The following is a 19,009-nucleotide window of genomic DNA, read 5'->3' as shown; positions in this document are numbered from 1 at the left end:
ATTGTTCACAAAATCGCATTGGCTGCGTTATTGGTATTAATAAAGCGCAGCGTATATTGCGTTTTCCAATAAAAACAGCGGTATTATTAAATAAGATTACCTAAATGTAGGTGATGCAGCGAAGCCGTTATAACGCATTGCGCGTTAAGCGACGGCGCTGTATTGCTGCCTAAATACGACTAAAAACCTCAAAATAACGCACTTTTACTGATACGGAACGCTTAAAACTCAGTGATGATTACCAACGATTTCGGCTGTACATACCGCGCCAGTATATAAGCAATAATGTTGATAGTTGGTACTTACAGCCTCCTTTGTGCACGCTAAAAAATAAATATTTGCAGCGCTATTTATTAATGGCAATGATGTGTAGATGTATATGATCCGATGGCAGTTGGCATACAAACAGACTAATTAACTATCCGGTATTTATAGGGCGCATTCAAAGAAAGAAATTGTTTTGTTGTTTCTAGCTTCCAGCCTATTAGACCAGATAGAGAGTGATTTCCAAATCTAACCAAGATGAATTTTGGTTGAAAGCAGATTTTAAAGAACCGAGTAAATAAGGGATTAAGCATCTTCTTTATAAGGTGGCTCAATCCTTTTTACATGCAAGTAGTAGTAAAACTATGTAAGTGGCACCATCAATATTAAGGATCTTTATTATGATGAAACCAAAAATCACAGCTTCAGAAGATATTAAGGAAGCAACAAAGTTGGGAACCTATGAGCGTCTTCGTCCGGGGGGCGCGTCGGCCAAAGTGGCTGCAAAAGTTGAAGGTACGATTAAGCAAGAGGAGTTGAAACTGGCATTATATGATGCAAAAGGTAACCAATCCAAAACCAAGGGCGACGTCTCGGTGCTCGGTGATGTTAAATTAAGCAAAGAAATAGAAATCACCGTTAGTCCAAAACAGCAAACCAAACTGGGTGAAGAGCTGATGGTAAAATCTGAGAATAAAGAAATCGATGATTCACCAATCACCAATCATTTTGCGATTGCCTCGTACCCACAAAACTGGGATCTTCCCAGCGCGAAAAATAGTCTTGTCGATGATGATGAGGCCATTATGGAAGTCTCTGATGCCTATGAGAGCGATGGCGTGCCAAACGACTATAGTTGGTTGGATGAGGTAATGATCTCAGAGCAAGTGCAGGGGGGCGCGCCTGTTGGTCCGTTAACAGTTGGCCCGGGAGAAAACTCAGACTATCTGGATGGCGACTCACCAGGGAGTGATTCTCACACGCGCATCTCGTATGGTTCTATCGACAAGAATAAGCTAAAACCGGACAAAGACGGCACCCGTTATGATGGCCATATCACACAAACCTGTATCTTTAAATGTGGTCGTACCGATGTGAAAGATAAGGTAGTCCCCAACTCAGGTTACGAGCTGACAGACTCACTAGAGCGGGTGAAGGGGCGCTGGAAGTTCTGGTTTACGAAGATTGGTAAAAGTGTCACCGCCAATGGCTATCACTCTGGGGCAGGAAAGGGCAATCATACTTCTGATGCTTATGAGGTCGTAACGACAACTCCTGATTTGACCTTCAAAAAGTGGGTATAACTCGTACTAGAAAATGGCTTTTCAGTTTTGTATTAAAAAACGACTGCTCATTTTATTGACGATATCTCAAGACTGTTTATGTAGATATCCAAATTCAATGACGTAATCTCAATCATTTGAAGGGGCCGAGCGGCCTGCGTCATCAGTAACCCACGTTTTGAAGCCGTATAAGCTCTTAATTTTACAGTGTTCGAATATGAGCTGGTGTTTTACAACATGGTCAACCTTGTTGACGGCAACTTATCTAGCTGTATAACACATCAATCATATTTCCACCGAGATGACACAAGTGAGAATTCAAATCAGTGGACCCACAATTTGATTGTGTTATAGAACAAGCTCTTCGCCCCCTTTTTTAAATTTAAATCTCTAACTTAATTATTTTAAATCACAAATTAGCTTTGTGCTGCATGTGAGTCAGTCTATATGCTCAGAGGTTGACGGCTTACTGCGGTTGTTTTTGCCCAGCACAAATGCGCTTTTCAATTCATAAACAAAACTAAGGATGCGTTATGCTGAATGCAGATCAAAGTGAGCAGCCAAAGAAGGAGACAGGTGTCATTGTTGAAATGATAGCGCCTGCTGAAAAAGGCTTGCACACAGATCGGAAACTAATAAACAGTGTCGTTGCAAAACACAGTGGCTTAAAACCGAGTTTGAAAAATAGAATTTTCTACGCCATTGGCTTTAACAAAAGAGAAGGAAATGCTGATGGGGAACCTGATTTAAACCAAGGGGCAGTTAAAAAGGGCAGTACAAAAATAAATGGTACCAAATACAAGTATGACAAAGTTAAAAAGCGAGATTATGAAAAAAAGTCAGATGACACCTTTGGTTACATTGAAAACTTCTTGCGTTGGGGATCTGCGACTTGGATTTGGGCAAATTTAAATTCATCAGATCTCGCGAGAAAGCAAAATAAAATAGGGCGGCCAATAAGAACTAACTTCCCTTTTCGCGCGTGGCGAGAGCTTGCTCATACAACCGCTTTAGGGCACTGGGGTGCAAACAAGTGGCTTGCGGGAGATGAGCGACGAGACTTGATATACAAAACAGCGGATGATGATCAAGACTGGTCGGAGTCTGAAATAGAGAATGGTCTTGACGCTGCTGCTAAAGCAATTGGTGATTCAAAAGGGGCCAAAAGTATTGTGTCTGATACGCTCAATATGCCTTTAGTTCTTACAACGCCTTACCACTGGAGCTCGACAGGGGCGAGCGATTTACAAGAGTCTGAAGATTATAAATACCAAACCTTTTTAGATGAACTTAACGGCTATGAAGTTGATAAAAGAAAAGAACTATATGATAAACATCCACTAAAAATTTATTATCCAGAGCCGACAACTTACTTTACTCGGGCAGCTGCTGATATTCACCCTTCTAAAGGAGATAGTGTGCTCGAAGGCGCGGCTAAAATTACCAGTATAGTTGAAACCGTTGTGCAAACAGCGACTGACGACACCACGAAGGATGGCACGAACGCGACCGATGTGTCAGTTACCAAATGGAAAAAAATGTTTAAGTTTTTGCACGACCAAAAACTCACTTCCGCTCCGGGCGACAGGGCCAAATCGTTAGTTGATTTGTATACAGTTGTTAAAGGGTTGGAAAATCCTGCACGAAAAGGAGCGATTGAAACAGGAATGGGGACCTCTATAGATCAAAGTGCTTTTGAAGATGGGTATGAGGACAACGTGTATAAGTGGAACACTCAAAAAAAATAGTAACCTGTAAGTAGTTAAGCTTCATGCTTTTTCATATTTAAATTAGTTTATTTTTTACCTTAATTGGATAAGGTAATTGCACCATGATTTTTAGTTTATAGTTAATCTAGCCTTTTTTATTTGTCATGCAAGTGACATAAGTGCCATTCATTTCTTAGCGTGGAACCTCATTGCTCTGGGGTTGTCATATTTAAAGAAAACTTAATTATAATGTTATTTTGTATTTTAATGTTTTTGTTGTTTTTGGTGTTGTGTTTGTTTGGTTGCTTATGGTTGGTTTAAAAGTTATATATTAAATTTATATGGTTAGAGTTAATTTGAAGGTTTTTTTTAATAATAAGGAGTCAGAAAGTGATGCAAAGTCAAAAAGGACCGATTAAACCAGCAACAGGAATTACGGGTAATCAGATTAAGCCACAAAACAAAGAGTCAGAAATGATTCTAATGCAAAAAGGACCAAGTAAACCAACAACTGATATTACGGGTTCTCAAGTAATCGCACAAAACAAAGAGTCTGAAGATCAAATTACACCATTGCAAATTGAAGCGTTAACAGAGTTGGAGAAGGAAAGTGTCAATAAATACAATAATGCAATTTGGGCCGCTAGAAATTTAGATTCCATACGTAAAACAGGGAGGTTTACGGAGCTGGGAATAGAAAAAAGCCGAATTAAACAGTTTTTCGAATCGGGATGGGCAGAGAGAAAATCATTAGAAACAGCAATTGCTAAAACAAGGATGAATTTATATAAAATGCCATGGAAGTTCAAACATGACTTTGTAACAAAAACAAACGAACGCTTGCAAAAATTAGGAGAATATATAAGTGCTAAACGACAAGTAGAAAATATACGTAATTTGCCATTGTATTTGCGGGAAGTAAACAGAGAAATGGATGGCAATCAAGCTTCAAAACAACTTGGCGAAGAGAATTTTTTGAATATTAATGACAATCCACTAGAGGTGGTGGATAAATTAGAGTCTTTAAAAGATCTCAAAGAAGCCGCAATGAAACTACCAGCTGAAGAGATTCTAGTGACTTACTACGTTGTTGAAGATGGAGTGCAAGACTATATTAATATGGAGAAACGGATAAAGCAAAAACGAGCTGCAAAGAAAAATAACAAGTAATTGGCTTATATTGCATTTTTACTCCTTGTTTTCATATTGAAGGTATAAAAATTTCTGTTTTAAATTTGTGTGGTTAAATGGTTCTTGTGATTTGCTTTTGGCTGGTCTGTTTATTTAAATTAATTCGCTTTAGCAATTAGTCACGCATGTGAATGTGTTGATGCTGATAGAGTTATTACTCCTTTTTATGATGTGTTAAATAAACGCAAAAGTTGGTACCTGCTGCTATGCTAGTAGTGTCATTGAATAATTGAATAAAAAGCGGGCCAGAGGAGGGCGTATGATGTTGAAATCTTTCTTTGCCATACTGGTTGTTTTTTTCTCTGCAGGCTGCTTTAGCAAGAGTATTTTAGTCGCCGGTTCGGTCATAAATCAAACCCCACCAAGTCAACATATTGAAAACGCTAGAGTGGTCCTGTTCGCCAAAGGAGAGCGTATCGAAGCGGAGTATTTTGCGTCGGACGGTACATTCAGTAAACGGCTACCGCCAGATGAATTTGCTAAGGAGCATATTACTTTGTTTGTCGAACATACTGACTTTGTGCAGGTTGACCCAGAGCGCGATAAGATAAGAACAGGCTTTAGTGGCAAAACAGAACACCACATCAATGTTAGGACAAAGGAGCACCTAGCAGATACTCTAGTGCTTTCTGCAAAAAAGTCTGCCTTAACAGGCGATTATATTAAGGCATTGGATCAGCTGGATTCTGCAAGTGCCATCTATCAAAGCTTTGACATCTACTCTTACAAAGTAAGGCTGATTGGCGATGCGTTAAAGACCCAAAATACACTGCCAATCAGACATATGGATCTGACCACTGATGGCGACTTTTTGAATTATACAGAAGGCCTCAGTGATCGTGAGAGATATAAGCTATTTTTACAACTCGGCCACGTATATACAAATGTACCAGATCCTGAAAAAGAGATTGACGCGACAACTTCCTATTTTGATGTGGCGGTGTCGGCTTATGCCGTTGCTAAAAAGGCAAATCCAGCAAACGCGAGGCCCTATCAGGGTGAATACAAGTTGTATCAAAAGACGGGCAACCATTTTGACGCGGCTATGGTGATCCAAAGCTATTTTGACAATAACGCGGTAATAAAAAAGGGATCAACAATACGTACTTTTTTAGGGGATTGGTTAACGAGCTTTGAAAAAGTGACAGGGTTTCCTTATACCTCACGGGAGGATATAGCAAAAGACACTTTGTACTATGACATGGCTAAAAAGTTACTAGTGACGATACAGCAGTACGAATCGATTTTTAAGCATGATAATAAACCTAGCTCGAAACGGATACGTGACGCAACAACTCTACTCAAAAACATCGTAGAAAGGAGGTAAATATGTCTAATTGGCACATTAGCGTTTTGGTTGTTGTGGCTTCCATATTGGCGGTCATGGTGATCCTTCCCGTCGCAATTGTGACCGTGAAATACCCTGAAAATGAGCTGCCAGAAGTACTGGTTAATTGGGGTGGTGTCATTTTAGGGTTTTTCTTTGGTACATTGACGACTGCGCTTACGAGTAAAATAGAGAGAAAGTCTAGCGACCCCAATGCTGAAAACTAATCAACGGTGATTTGGAGGAAGTTAGATTTCACTGTTAAGACGTTGAAATAAGCTGGTGTAGCAAGATTGCTAAGCCTTGCAATATTTCCAGCTTATTTCTATCTCTATCTCTAACTCAATTGCATCGACTAACTCTTGTATTTAATTGAGCAGCCATACGGTTTAGTAATTTTCTTGTTGATGGCTTTACCTGCCAATAAGTTGGTTAGGCTACTGACGACATAGTTGGTCGCTTTTGGTATGTCTGCGGGGTTTGCCGATTTTATACTGTCAATGGCACCTGCGTAACTCAATTTACCCTCAGGAGTAATGATGTACATATGGGGCGTCGTTTTGGCTTTGTAAAGACGACCAACTGTCCCCGACTCATCGAATAACACATGAGATGGAGATGCATTTCGACTTTTGGTCAGGCTATTGGCTTTGTCGGCATCAACGTGCCCCTGTTTACCTTTTGCAGAGGAAATGACTGACAGCCAAACCACATCCTGTTGCGTGTACTTGCGTTGCAGCGACTGCATATTGTCGCTACCGTAATGCTTTTTGACATAGGGGCAAAGGTGGTTTGTCCATTCTAGTACCACATATTTACCTTTGAAATCTGATAAAGTCACCGTTTTTCCATAAGAATCTTGCAGTGTAAAATCAGGTGCCATAGCGTCTATTTTTGCTGCCGCCATGCTCATGGCCGGGGCAAAAAAGAGTGTAATTAAAAACCATTTAATTAAACGTTGCATTGTTAATTTCCCTCCTAGCTTCATAGATAGCATCGATTACTATCTCAGGTGTTAAAACTTGAGGCAAAATCTGTTTACTGTGGTTTCCTGCATACACAACATACAAGGGGACACCAGATCGTTGATATTGCGTCAAATAGTTTAAAATAGTTGAATTCTTGTTGGTCCAATCTCCGACTAGATAGTCGACGTCCTCTTCTTCAAAGAGTGCTTTTAGCGCTTTATCTTTAAAGGCGACTTGTTCATTTACCTTACAAGTAATACACCAGTCGGCGGTCATATTCACTACCACAACATGATTTTCATTACGTAGATGCGTGAGTTTTTGTTCATTAAATTGGCCAGAACTGAGTTGCTGACTATCGCTAGTAATTTGTGTGCCTTTAATGCTTGAAAGTACTGCCATACCGACTGCCATGAGCACGAGAATATAGCTAAAAGGGCGATTCATTTTACTCGATAGCCAGATAAAGAGTGCAAATAGTAATAGCCCAGACAATAACCACAATTGGCCTAGGCTGCCGGTTTGAGATAAAAATATCCAAACCAACCACACCACAGTCGCAAGCATAGGAAAGCCAAGGAAATGTTTAAAGGTTTCCATCCATATTCCGGGCTTTGGCAATACCTTTGCAAAGTGTGGCGACATAGGTAGTAGTGTCATAGGAAGCGCAAAACCAACTGCCAAGGCAGTAAAAACTAGCCAGGTTTCAAATGCAGGGCTAAGCATGGCAACACCTAGTGCCGTCGCCATAAATGGCGCTGTACATGGGGAAGCAACGATAACCGCAAGTACACCAGTAAAAAACTGACTGAAGAAAGAGCTGCCTTGTGTCAATGAATGTCCAATTCCTGACATGTTTGCGCTTTGTGGCACTAAGTCCCACAATATCATTGCGATGAAAGTGAACAAAAAGGCCAGTGCAGCAATCAGCAAGGGCTCTTGTAGGTGAAACCCCCAGCCAATGGCACTGCCGGCCGCCTTCAGTGAAACGACTACCGCAGCAAATAGCCAAAAGCTGATAATGACCCCTAGTGGATACCCCCAGTGACTTTTACGCTCTGTCGAACTCAGCGCTATGGCCTTCATCGACAATACGGGCAGTACACAAGGCATGATATTGAGGATTAAACCTCCAAGAAATGCGAAAGCTAAAATAACCCAAAGCGGTTTCGTTGAAGCGTTATCGGTGCGACTAAAGTCGGGTGAATTGGGCAAGGCATGGACATAGTACCCAGACTCGGTGTCGCTAATTAAAAACTTCAGTGAGTCGGGTTGTGACGAAAAATAATCAGATAATGGTAACATTAGTTGGGCCGCATCTTGTGATTGTGTCCAAACTTGCACAGCATTGTGCTGGATCACATCGCCTCTAAATGGAAATATCTGCCAGTTAGATTGATACGGCAATGCCATTTGCACAGCTATATGGCTTTCGCTTAGCTCAAATTGAGCCTCAATGAATGACTTGTTCGCCAAACGCAGGCGAGTTTGCTCAAATAGGGTTTGGTGCTCGGAATAGACGATAGCTTGCCCTGTTGGCACGATTGGTAAATTTAGTTCTAACTTAGCCCACCCTGGTATACAGTCCTCTTTGCAGACTAGCCAAGACAAGTCGGCCTTGATGGTTACATGGGTAAGGGTCTCGTCTTTAAGCGTTATTGGCACCATTAGTAAGGTATTGCCTTCGTAGCCATAGTTCACTAAATGCGCTACCTCTATTGCTTTAGGGATTGGCCATTGAATATCTCCAAACTCTAGCGCATCACTGTGCCAGTCAATTTTAGGGGCTTCTCCGGAATCACCCGGATTTAGCCAGTAGGTATGCCAACCTTGTTCCGGATTCAGTTTGATGCCTATCCAATGGATTTTCCCTATGCTGAGTTGACTGGTTTCGGATACCAGCGAAACTTCAATATGTGGCCCTGTGGCTGAATTCTGTGCAAATCCTCCACATGAAAATACCAACAGAAAAATAAAGAAAAGTTTAACCATGCAAGTATCTGTTCCGAAAATGTCTTTTATTATTGTAGTCTCAAAACTCAATAATTTAGTTCATAAAACACCCAACTTAATAAGCCTACTATGTACTTACGTGGCATGAAATGATTTGCGACTAACGTGCATTTGTAGGTCGTTTGGTACTCAATAGGTTTATAACACCTCGAATATTCAGATTTAGTAAGGGGCCAATTGATTATTATGACAGCTTGTGAAGAGAAATGGTGAGTTACTTGATATTCATTTTCACTGTCGCTGATGGCAATGTGGACTGTGTGTACTTGTGCAGGTTTATCGCATAATTGTCGCTAAAAGTATATTTTTCTTATTTGCTTTATTTTTAGGTGTTAACAACTTTTCATAGGAGTCGATATGATTGATTTTATCTGGGACATGTTTCAGCATAGGCAAATTGGTAAAGTGCAAGATGGGCTCCGCAATAACCTTGAGAAAGATAAGTATCAAGACGGAAAGATAACTTCCAATGAAGCCCGCCTTCGGGAGCTAGAGCGCCGCCATGAACAGCTTAAGCTTGTGACGATGGCCATGTGGACTTTGCTCAAAGATCATTCCGGTTTAACGGAGGGCGATCTCAAAAAATACGTCGACAAAGTGGATTTGATGGACGGAAAGGCTGACGGGCGTGTCAATACAAAAGAGCAGAGCGACTGCAATGACTGTGGTAGAACGATCCTTACCACATCGTTAGCCTGTCCATACTGTGGTGGAGGTTTAAAACGCAAAAGTGCTTTTTCTAGAGTGTGATCTTGTTTTTGAAAATAGATAAAGCGGATCCTCAATTTAGTTAAAAGTGTTTGATTCTTTAATTGGGGTTGGAGTAACAAACTAACCCTAAATAACTTCCTTAATATGTGCCAACATATTTCGTCATGCTAACTGGCGACAATAAAGCCAGTGCAAACTCCCACTCCGGTGATGACACTATATAAAAACTAGGTCCATTGGCTCATGTTTATTGCAAGTGTGAGCCTATAAAAATATGAGGTGAAAATAAAAACATGGAACATAGAATATGTGTTGGGGCTTTTGTGGTTCAAGATGACAAACTGTTGATGGTCAATCATAAAAGAGCGGGCCGATATAACTTTTGGGTGTCTCCTGGAGGAGGTGTCAAAGGAGTCGAGTCTTTAGAAGAGGCCGTGATCCGCGAGGTAAAAGAAGAAACAGGACTCGATGTATCTGTCAATAAGCTTATGTATATCGAACAAATGCATTTCCCAAAAGAACGTTCAGTAAAATTTTGGTATCACTGTGAACTCACTGGCGGTACTTTAGACTGCACTGCGCAAGAAGCAACCATAGAATACATTGTGGATGCTACCTTTATGGATAGGGAAACCCTGGAGGTAAACGAAGTATATCCCCCTATGCTCAAAGAAGATTTTTGGGAAAAAGTGAAACAACCAAGTGTTCAACCTAAAGTGATTGAGCTCAGGGAACTGATAAACTACTGAGTGAAGTGTAGTGACTATACACCTTTTAAAAGACTTTACTCAAAGGCCTAGAGCGTGTTCACGCTGTAGGCTTATTTGCTAGGTCATCGCTGTTATTGCAGATTTTTAACATTCCCTTTCTATCGCGAGTACATTCTGTGTTCGCACCTCTAGGTTAATTGCTCTGATCCAGCTAAGCGAAGTGGCATATTTTTGCTCGCAAAGAGTCGTAATTGAGCAGAGTAACTAGGTCAATTGACGCCTAACTTTTTATGATGAGTGATTTAAGTACCTCAATGGCGGGGAAAGTTGTAAAATGGCGACACAATGATGAGTGGGTCGTCTAAAGCTTGGCTGACGTCCATTCTTAGGTAATTTTAGCCAAGCCTAATACGCCGTTGATTTTGGCGTTAAGTGTACTGAAACATGATTAAACTGATAGAAAACACGCCGTGGTGGTTCTTAATACTTTTATATGTAACTACATTGATCATTGGTACTTTTATTGGGGCGCCTTTGCTGGCTTACGCTTACGATATATCAATGAGCATAGAAGTACAGCGACTGTTTGTTTTAATGGCGCTCATGAGAGTACATTTCTTACTGCCTCTTATGATAGCGGCAACTATTGGTCTCACGTATGTGAGAGGGAAAAAGAATAAATCTCTCACATACGCATTTATAGCAGCTTGTGTTGTTGTTATTCCAAGTATTTTTTATGGTATGCAAGCGTCTGATATTTATGACTTTGCAGCCGTTTAAAAAATCTTTGGCGCTGTCGCGCTTGCCAATAGGCAAGCGTGTGCAACAGATTGGTGGACTGCAAAACAGCATACTATGTAACAGATAACCTACTTCGCCTTGCTTTTTTGCAGGCTGTTCTCTCATTTATCCAGCATTAGAAAACTTGAGTGATGGCAAGTATTAAATTGCCACTGAGTGCGACTCTTGTTCGATCAGGTGTGAGCCATTTTTTCAAAGCGAGTGTAAATATGGAAAGTTTAAAGACAGTTGAAATCAAGTCATTTGTTCCCGCGAAGGACTTTGAGTGCTCCAAGCGTTTCTATCAGACTATTGGGTTTGAAATGGCCTCCGAGTTTGAAGGGGTTGCTTATTTTAGGCACGGTGCTTGTGCTTTTTTGCTCCAAGACTTTTACGAGCCGGATCATTGCCAAAACGCCATGATGCACCTGTTGGTGGAAGATGCAATGAGTTGGCACAAACATATATTAAATGCACAGGTGAGCGATGAGTTTAATGTTAAGGTGACTGAAGTTGTAGAGCAACCATGGGGAATGCTTGAATTTTGTTTGACTGATCCCAGTGGAGTTTTGTGGCGAATAGCACAGAATATGTAACTCATATTGCTCATATAGGAAAACATAATGATTATAAAAATAATTTTATTGCTTGCTTTACTGAGAGTATTGGCAATCACCGAAAAACCAATTTTATGTGCAGGGATATATTCCTCAGTGGTTTTAGTGTTTGGCTTGATGAGCGGTGCCAGTTTTTCGTATGTTTTAGTCGGTACTTTAATATCGTTTGGCTTATCTTTTTTGTATTTTTGGTTTTTAAATAGATTTAATCATGGCCCGTTGTACTTTGTGATCTTAGTGCTTGGATTGGCGATTGGGTTAGTTTAAATAAAATTTTTAGTCGGATTGGTGCCTATATTATTTTATAGCAAGATGAGAATTAACAATGCATATTGTGAAACTTCTAACACTCATTTCATTTGTTATTATCACGACTTGTATCTATTTTTTTATGAGGCCTGTATGGGTTCCTATGTTTCATAAAGTGGTTGGAAAACGCACAACAGCAGATGTCGTTGACCTATATGGTAAGACTTCAAAAGATAGGTTATTGCCTTTTTTCAGAGCCGCAGACGTTCAATTTCCACCTGAAAAGGTCACCTTGCTCGCGATTAAAGATTCAAATCTACTTGAACTGTGGGCTGAAAATGGTGAAGTGCAAACCTTTATACGTTCTTACCCAGTGCTGGCTGCCAGTGGTGTGTTAGGTCCCAAGCTAAGGGAGGGGGATAAGCAAGTTCCAGAAGGGATCTACCAGTTAGAGTATTTAAATCCAAATAGCGCATTCCATCTGTCCATGAAACTAAACTACCCAAATGATTTTGATTTAAAGCATGCCAAAGAAGAGGGGAGAACTGAACCGGGAACCAATATTTTCATTCACGGCAAGGCCTTTTCAATAGGGTGTTTAGCGATGGGCGATGAAGTTGCAGAAGAACTTTTTGTTTTAACGACGCTCGTGGGCAAAGCGAATGTCAACGTCGCGATTGCGCCGTCGGATCCAAGAATGAATGATATTTCAAAGTTAGCGACAGACAAACCGCAATGGGTGAAGACCTTGTATTTAGACATTTCAACCTATTTTGAGAGGTTTAGACATGATAACTAACTTGCTAGTCATTGTCGGACTATGTGTTGTGATTGCTGAGTTTGGCGGCATGAACACATCTAGCTGTGCAGCTGCTGACAGTGTAGTCGTATTATTCGACGCAGTTCATTAGGAACTTAATAGAAATAGGGTGCTTGGCAGTATGCAATCATTTAGGCTTTGGCAGGCAGTGTGCTTTTGTTTTGTTCCAATTGCCTGTCTTTATCAGTTGTGTTGGGGGATTTATTTTTCTAAAGTTCCTTCGCAATTTTGGGTCTCAGGTGCGTTCAATCAAGCTTTGTTGCTTAAACATTCCGGCGAAATAGCCTTGTATATGTTGATGTTATGGTGTGTCGTCACAAAAACGGTGGCCAACACTAAGCTTGGTAAGCTGTTGATATGTATTTTGCTTGTGAGTGTGAGTATGTATACCTTGGTGCTTTTAATAAATGTGTGTATTTTTAACATATTGTAGCAACATTGCGGTAGGTTGAGTCCCGTTATGTGGTTAGAACAGTATGGTCGGCAGCGCATGCCAACGCAAAAATGCAAACTTTTTAACCTAAAGTTAAATAAAAACCCTTGTTTTAGTGTATAAAGTTAAAAGATTAGCTGCGCTTTGGACTTAAACATTTCACATGACGTCTGCTCAATATAGCAACGAAACACCAGAACAGAAGCCTTCCTTGGCTAAACTCAACTATGCGCCACGTATAATTGGCTGCGTCCTGATGGCAATTATGCTCATTGGCGCACTGTACAATGACCTTAACTTCATCACTGTTTGTTTTATTTTCCTAAATTGCGCAATGTGGCCTCATGTAGCGCGCCTACACAGCAAACTTTTCTCTGATAAAAATAACCATGAATACATTAACTTACATTTAGATGCACTGTTTTATGGGATTTGGTGCGCTGTGGTTGGGTTTCAGGTTTGGGTGGTGTTTGCGTTGTTAATCGTTAATTCGTTAAATAGCCTTATCTTAGGTGGTGTGAAAAGGTACTACAGTTGTACTGCCGTATTGGCTTTGGGTTGTGTATCTGGTGGGGTATGGTTCGGTTTCGAGTTTGTTGAACAGTCTCCGCTTATCACGCAGGTTGTGGCTGCTGCAAGTGTCTATTTATATTGTTGTAATGTCGGTTTTTTCAATCGAAAATACTCCGGGCAGCTAAAGCGCTCTCGAGACAAAATGCGACAGCAAAATGAAGAACTTAGAGAGGCAAAAATAAAGGCAGAACAAGCTTCTAAAGCAAAGAGTGAATTCTTAGCAAATATGAGCCATGAGATACGTACACCGATGAATGGTATTTTAGGTGCACTACAGATTTTTGAGAAAGGAAATCTCGATGAGGAATCAAAAAGTTTAATGTCAAAAGCTGTATATTCTGCGCAATCTTTACTTACGGTTATTAACGATATTTTGGACTTTTCAAAAATTGAAGCGCATAAATTAACGCTTGAAGTCGCACCTTTTTCAATGTCAGACACTGTTGAGTCTGTCGTATCAGATTTAAAAGTTGAAGCAGATAAAAAGTCTATATCACTCCATGCGAGTTATGATCTGGGGTCATCTGATGGCCGCTTGGGGGATTCTGTCAGAGTACGGCAGATCCTACTTAATTTGGTATCAAATGCCGTTAAGTTTACAGACTCAGGCGGAATTAAAATTGAACTGCATGCCATTCAATACCAAGGAGAGTCGGCGCTACATATCGCAGTAATCGACACTGGAATTGGTATGGATAAAAACGCCCAGCAGTCGATATTTGATCGATTCCAGCAAGCTGACTCGTCGACTACACGCAAGTATGGTGGCACAGGGTTAGGCCTCGCCATCACGGCGAGCTTAGTTCGCTTAATGGGTGGCACAATAAACCTTAAAAGCGAACAAGGCAAAGGCACTACGATTGACGTTATCTTGCCACTGGCACAAGCTGAGCTATCGGATCCATATAAAGAGGGAGGAGAAGACCAGTTACCGAATTTTGCGGCTTTGAAAATTCTAATCGCTGAAGACAATGAAATAAACCAAATTGTGATTAGCAAGATGCTAGAGAAAACTGGTGCCACCATGGATGTCGTTGAGAATGGCAAACTCGCGGTAGAAGCTTTTAATCAGTCCAGCTACGACATAGTTTTAATGGACATACAGATGCCAGAAATGGATGGTATAGAGGCATTTATGCTAATTCAAAAAGTCAATCCAAACATTCCAGTGATTGCACTCACCGCAAATGTGATGTCGCAAGACATTGCGCACTATAAAAGTCTTGGCTTTGCAGCCCATATTGGTAAGCCGGTAGCTATGCACGCGATGTACCGCACCATTAACCAATCAGTAAAGCAAAATACGCGTAACCAGGAACAAGGGGATGATTCCTCTCATAACCCATGCTAATTATTCCTCCTCGTTTAACATGGGATATCCATAGTAATAGATAAAGCAAAGTCCAGTTTAGTTGTAAGTGCTTACTTTTACTTTTATCTAGGGATAGTGGTGAGCTAGTATTTTTTTGTCTCTATATGACTTTTAATTGCCAGATATTTAGTGCGTCCAATTGGCAATTGTGTGTTATCGCGTAACTGCGCAAAATAACGCCCACCAGATTCTACCAGTAAGCGTGCTACCTGATTGATGTTGACGACATATGAACGGTGGATCCGCTCAAATTGCTCAGGTAGAAGCTGTTGAATTTTTTCAATACTTTTGCTGTGCAAATAGACCTCTTCGCTGTTTATCAGATGAATTTCACTGTAGTGGCCATCCGCTTTGAGCCAAGCAATATTGGCGACTTCTATTAACTCAATCGCAGCGTGCTTTTTTACGCTTAAGTAGCGGCAACCATAGTGGCTTCGCAAGGTGTTGTCAGTGAGTTTGGCGAGGGCCTTAGCTAGTCTGTGTTCTTCCAAAGGCTTAGCAATAAAATCCAGAACGCCATACTCAAATGCCTCGATAGCTTTATCAGAATACGCAGAAATCACAATGGTATGAAAAGCCTTAGCCAGTTGATTTTGAAGTAAAGAAAAGCCATTTTGGCCCTGTAAGTTAAGGTCGAGCAGTAATAGATCTACTTCGTTATCTGCAAGATAGTCTTCAGCTTCAGATAAGGTTAAAAATTGCCCTAAGTGAGTGAGTTTTTTTCCTAAAATATTGCGTGTAAAACGCGCAATCCTTTGTTGTAATAGAGGTTCATCTTCTACTATAACGACTCTCATAAAACGCTCCTCTATGTAAAATTAGGTCTAATTTGGTATTCGTATCGAGTTACCCAATGGTCAGCGACTTGGCAACTTTCTAGCTGCCAATCAGACTCGCAAACTTGTGCCATTTTAGCGCGAATATATGCATCGCCAATCCCCATTCCCTGATGTTGAGTGGCGACATCGATTGGGGTTGTAAGTTCTAAAATGATGCGGCTTTTACTGGCACTAATTGAAAGCTGAATAGGTTTATCTGACATGATACGGTTATGGGTAAAGCAGTTTTCAATTTGACTGTGAATAATGGCCGTCGGTACTAGAATGTGAGCAGGGCATTGAGAGGCGCTGTCGGGTAGTGACTGTGTAACTAATTGATAGTTTTGCTGGTAACGCACTGACATTATTTTGAGATGACTGTGACATAGGCGCAGCTCTTCCTCTAGTGTGACGACTTCTTTTTCGCTTACTTTTACCAGAGCACGAAATTCTTCAGCTAGTTGCTGCACAAATTCGTTAGCTTGTGCTGGTGCAAAGTCGATGAGTTCCTGAACCTGCATTAAGCAGTTCATAAGGTAATGTGGTTGCAGGTTTCTGCGCAGTAGCTCGCCCTTTATTTTACCTGCTTCCAAAGCCAAATTTCGCTGTTTAATAAGTTGATTTAAAAGTGATACGCCAATTGAAGCCAGCACTAAGGTAATACTGAGTGCAAAGCCAAACTCTAAAAATAGCCGAGGTGCTAAAATGAACCCCAATATAGAAACGGCGCAGATCAGCAAAGCTGTGATACTGCCTGCCTTGCCGTGCCTCAGAGTAATAACGTTGATTGCACCAACAAAAAGCAGTGAGGCGCAGAAGAGCCATGCACTGCGAGCGTCAAAGCTGGTTGTAGAATACGCCACTGCAAGCAGCGTTAAAGCAAGCGCGCCGAGCCAGAGAGGTTTGTGAGAGGCATTGTGTTGAGCAAGGTAGTAACTCGGCAGCAGGGAGGTCACTACCAGGGTCAATGCAAACACAATATGCATTCGCAGGAGGTGTACGTCATAGTAATAATTTACCCAGAGCTTCCATTGCTCAGCAACAAGCAGAGCAAGCGTAAAAACACACAACAATGCAAATATGAGGTGACTAGCTTGATTACTATAGCGCAGGTACACAGTAAGAAAGATCACAAATAGCAATGATAGACCACCGATTAACAGTGCCGTGATACTACTGGCAACAATAATTGTTTGGTAAAACGATTGTTGGTCGATAATTGCAAGTGCATAGGCGATTGCTGAAAATGCATCTGCAGTGTGAAAACTAGATAACTCAATGCTTATCAAATGCTCACCGGGGACCAGTGTTTTATAGTCTAATTGGGTCAAGCTGCTAATAGCACCGACTTGTTCATAGGTTTTAGAGCTGCCAGGTACACCATTTTTACCAATAAGCTCACCATTTAAATAGATCTCATAGGCTGCGAGCGCTAAAAACAAAAGTGTTGGATTTGGCGGTAACTGTTCCTTGTCAATAGTGAGTGTGCCTCTAATGCAAAGGTGTTGTTGGGCTTGAATATTGGGAAATTGAAAAGTTTGCCAATGACGATCATCTAATTCTTTGCTGTGACAACCTTGCCCTAAACTTTCCGAGAAAGACGCCTGCCGAAGGTTGCTTACCCCTTGAAGATCTGAGCTGGCGAATGATTTGTGAGCCAAAGCTACAACGAGCAGGCACATAAAAATCAATCCATTTCTAATTTCGTTTCTAATCACAGTGAACACCGTTCCCTAACATATTGGACATTGTAAACCATCTTTCAGTGCATTAAATGCGTTTAATGCAACTCAGGTGCAGTTGGTGAGTTTGAACAATTATTTTGAATTCAATTTTGGATAATTGGCTCAAATCTTTTATGAGGAGAGCTGAAATGAAAAAAGAGGTGCTTTGGTTAGTGTCGACATTGGGTGTAATGAGTTTGTGGGCGACACTGAACTTCTATGCCACAACACAGGGCTGGTTTATCGAAAAAATCGCAGCTCAGGGCGATACACAAGAGTTTGTAACCAACATTAAAACAGAGGTCGATAAAGGCTTTAGAGGCAATGTGGCGATGCTGATGATGGAACAAGGGGAGGTTATTGCAACTCATCATGTATCGAAGGGCGAATTAGTGAATACTGATTCAGTATTTGGTGTTGCATCACTGGGAAAATGGGTTGCTGCTGTGGCCGCTATGCAGCTGGCAGAGCAGGGGAAGTTGGATCTGGATGCCCCGGTATCTAATTACTTAACGCGCTGGCAATTGCCACCTAGCGAGTTTGACAATGATGGAGTCACAGTAAGAAGGCTATTGAGTCACACTGCGGGCATTACCGATGGTTTAGGTCACGATGGTTTCCCTGTCGGTACGCCGGTTCAGCCATTGGTCGAACATTTGACCTTAGCAGCTGACCGCGAACCGGATAAATCGGGAAAAGTTGCAGTGGGCATGCAGCCGGGTACTAGATGGCAGTATTCGGGTGGTAGCTACAACTTACTTCAGTTGTTAATTGAAGAGATTTCTGGGCAGGGTTTTGCACAATATATGCGACAAGCCATTTTTTTGCCTTTGGGCATGACAAATACTGGATATAGTGTAGATAGAAGCGCACCCCAAACGGCTCAGTATTTTGGCGAAAATCAAACATTGCTGGTTTATCCAAACTATACGTCTTTAGCTGCAACGGGGTTGTATAGCACCACGTCAGACCTTGCCAAGTTTGTACGTTCGCAAATTCCTACATCCGCCTTAAATACACCAGGAAAACGAATACTGACCGATCAGAGTCTGTTGGCAATGCGCCAGCCAATTGGCCAATCGGGCGGACTTGAGATCTGGGGAGCGGGAGTCATGTTATATGCAGATAATAATCATGGCAGTTTTGTATTGGGGCATGGCGGCCGCTCCCCAATGCTCAACGCAACGGCGCGCATGAACCCCAAAACTGGTAACGCCTTTATTATGTTTCAAACCGGTAACAAGCGGGCATTTGCATCTAACATGGCAACTAAGTGGACAAACTGGGAAGCGGGAACGCCGGATATGTTTCAGCTGCGTTTTATGTTGCTTGATATGTTTAATCTTATTGCAATTGGCTGTTGTGTGATTTTGTTATTGAGTGCCCTTGGTTTTATGTACTCTAGGAAGAGAGTATCAAAGTGATAGAATAAAGGGGCAGTGCAGCC

The 19,009-nt window shown here is 41.3% G+C and carries 18 protein-coding genes; 14 read left to right on the top strand and 4 right to left on the bottom strand.

Features of this window, described 5'->3' with window-relative positions; translation table 11 throughout:
- Positions 1 to 665: 665 nt before the first annotated feature.
- The 5 genes from MHN81_RS21025 (at position 666) to MHN81_RS21005 (ending at position 6,001) form a co-directional block, all read left to right on the top strand.
- Positions 666 to 1,568: a hypothetical protein gene (locus MHN81_RS21025; protein WP_023401928.1), complete on the top strand. Its 903-nt coding sequence runs from the start codon at positions 666 to 668 to the stop codon at positions 1,566 to 1,568.
- 512 nt (positions 1,569 to 2,080) lie between these two features.
- Positions 2,081 to 3,295, top strand: a complete 1,215-nt coding sequence (locus MHN81_RS21020) for a hypothetical protein (protein ID WP_239426623.1) — start codon at positions 2,081 to 2,083, stop codon at positions 3,293 to 3,295.
- Positions 3,296 to 3,646: 351 nt separating this feature from the next.
- Positions 3,647 to 4,426, top strand: a complete 780-nt coding sequence (locus MHN81_RS21015; RefSeq protein ID WP_239426622.1) for a hypothetical protein — start codon at positions 3,647 to 3,649, stop codon at positions 4,424 to 4,426.
- Positions 4,427 to 4,706: 280 nt separating this feature from the next.
- Positions 4,707 to 5,774 carry a hypothetical protein gene (locus MHN81_RS21010; protein WP_023401931.1) on the top strand — a complete coding sequence of 356 codons (1,068 nt, stop codon included), beginning with the start codon at positions 4,707 to 4,709 and terminating at the stop codon, positions 5,772 to 5,774.
- Positions 5,775 to 5,776: 2 nt separating this feature from the next.
- On the top strand, positions 5,777 to 6,001 hold the full coding sequence (locus tag MHN81_RS21005) for a hypothetical protein (RefSeq protein ID WP_023401932.1): 225 nt from the start codon (positions 5,777 to 5,779) through the stop codon (positions 5,999 to 6,001).
- Between the two features lie 128 nt (positions 6,002 to 6,129).
- Here the strand turns inward: MHN81_RS21005 and MHN81_RS21000 are convergent, their stop codons facing one another.
- Together MHN81_RS21000 and MHN81_RS20995 are read right to left on the bottom strand one after the other, a co-directional pair.
- Positions 6,130 to 6,738 (bottom strand): redoxin domain-containing protein, encoded by a 609-nt coding sequence (locus tag MHN81_RS21000; protein WP_239426621.1) that lies wholly within the window; start codon positions 6,736 to 6,738, stop codon positions 6,130 to 6,132.
- Positions 6,722 to 8,734 carry a protein-disulfide reductase DsbD domain-containing protein gene (locus MHN81_RS20995; protein ID WP_239426620.1) on the bottom strand — a complete coding sequence of 671 codons (2,013 nt, stop codon included), beginning with the start codon at positions 8,732 to 8,734 and terminating at the stop codon, positions 6,722 to 6,724. The genes MHN81_RS21000 and MHN81_RS20995 overlap by 17 nt, the downstream gene beginning before the upstream one ends.
- A 378-nt stretch (positions 8,735 to 9,112) precedes the next feature.
- Between MHN81_RS20995 and MHN81_RS20990 the strand changes: the two genes are divergently transcribed.
- From MHN81_RS20990 to MHN81_RS20960, 8 genes are all read left to right on the top strand, one after another.
- Complete coding sequence (locus MHN81_RS20990) at positions 9,113 to 9,505, top strand: hypothetical protein (RefSeq protein WP_023401935.1); 393 nt, start codon at positions 9,113 to 9,115, stop codon at positions 9,503 to 9,505.
- Positions 9,506 to 9,759: 254 nt separating this feature from the next.
- Positions 9,760 to 10,215 (top strand): NUDIX hydrolase, encoded by a 456-nt coding sequence (locus MHN81_RS20985; protein WP_023401936.1) that lies wholly within the window; start codon positions 9,760 to 9,762, stop codon positions 10,213 to 10,215.
- A 405-nt stretch (positions 10,216 to 10,620) separates the two neighbouring features.
- On the top strand, positions 10,621 to 10,956 hold the full coding sequence (locus tag MHN81_RS20980) for a hypothetical protein (protein WP_023401937.1): 336 nt from the start codon (positions 10,621 to 10,623) through the stop codon (positions 10,954 to 10,956).
- A 230-nt stretch (positions 10,957 to 11,186) separates the two neighbouring features.
- A complete protein-coding gene (locus MHN81_RS20975; RefSeq protein ID WP_239426619.1) occupies positions 11,187 to 11,552 on the top strand; it encodes a VOC family protein in 366 nt (121 codons plus the stop codon).
- A gap of 27 nt (positions 11,553 to 11,579) precedes the next feature.
- Complete coding sequence (locus MHN81_RS20970; protein ID WP_023401939.1) at positions 11,580 to 11,840, top strand: hypothetical protein; 261 nt, start codon at positions 11,580 to 11,582, stop codon at positions 11,838 to 11,840.
- A gap of 145 nt (positions 11,841 to 11,985) precedes the next feature.
- Complete coding sequence (locus MHN81_RS20965) at positions 11,986 to 12,621, top strand: L,D-transpeptidase family protein (RefSeq protein ID WP_231105425.1); 636 nt, start codon at positions 11,986 to 11,988, stop codon at positions 12,619 to 12,621.
- Positions 12,611 to 12,733 carry a hypothetical protein gene (locus MHN81_RS28160; protein WP_023401941.1) on the top strand — a complete coding sequence of 41 codons (123 nt, stop codon included), beginning with the start codon at positions 12,611 to 12,613 and terminating at the stop codon, positions 12,731 to 12,733. Before MHN81_RS20965 ends, MHN81_RS28160 begins: the two co-directional genes overlap by 11 nt.
- Positions 12,734 to 13,238: 505 nt before the next feature.
- Positions 13,239 to 14,999, top strand: coding sequence for an ATP-binding protein (locus MHN81_RS20960; RefSeq protein ID WP_239426618.1), 1,761 nt, complete (start codon positions 13,239 to 13,241; stop codon positions 14,997 to 14,999).
- Between the two features lie 104 nt (positions 15,000 to 15,103).
- Here the strand turns inward: MHN81_RS20960 and MHN81_RS20955 are convergent, their stop codons facing one another.
- Both MHN81_RS20955 and MHN81_RS28275 read right to left on the bottom strand, forming a co-directional pair.
- The gene (locus MHN81_RS20955; protein WP_239426617.1) at positions 15,104 to 15,817 is read right to left on the bottom strand and encodes a LytTR family DNA-binding domain-containing protein; all 714 of its coding nucleotides are present in this window, start codon (positions 15,815 to 15,817) and stop codon (positions 15,104 to 15,106) included.
- Positions 15,818 to 15,828: 11 nt separating this feature from the next.
- Positions 15,829 to 17,556 (bottom strand): sensor histidine kinase, encoded by a 1,728-nt coding sequence (locus MHN81_RS28275; protein ID WP_239426616.1) that lies wholly within the window; start codon positions 17,554 to 17,556, stop codon positions 15,829 to 15,831.
- Positions 17,557 to 17,711: 155 nt separating this feature from the next.
- Between MHN81_RS28275 and MHN81_RS20945 the strand changes: the two genes are divergently transcribed.
- Positions 17,712 to 18,986: a serine hydrolase domain-containing protein gene (locus tag MHN81_RS20945; RefSeq protein WP_239426615.1), complete on the top strand. Its 1,275-nt coding sequence runs from the start codon at positions 17,712 to 17,714 to the stop codon at positions 18,984 to 18,986.
- Positions 18,987 to 19,009: the final 23 nt, after the last annotated feature.

This window comes from Pseudoalteromonas sp. Of7M-16 (assembly GCF_022347805.1).
GTDB lineage: Bacteria > Pseudomonadota > Gammaproteobacteria > Enterobacterales > Alteromonadaceae > Pseudoalteromonas > Pseudoalteromonas luteoviolacea_F.
This window is presented reverse-complemented; position numbering and strand designations above follow the sequence as displayed.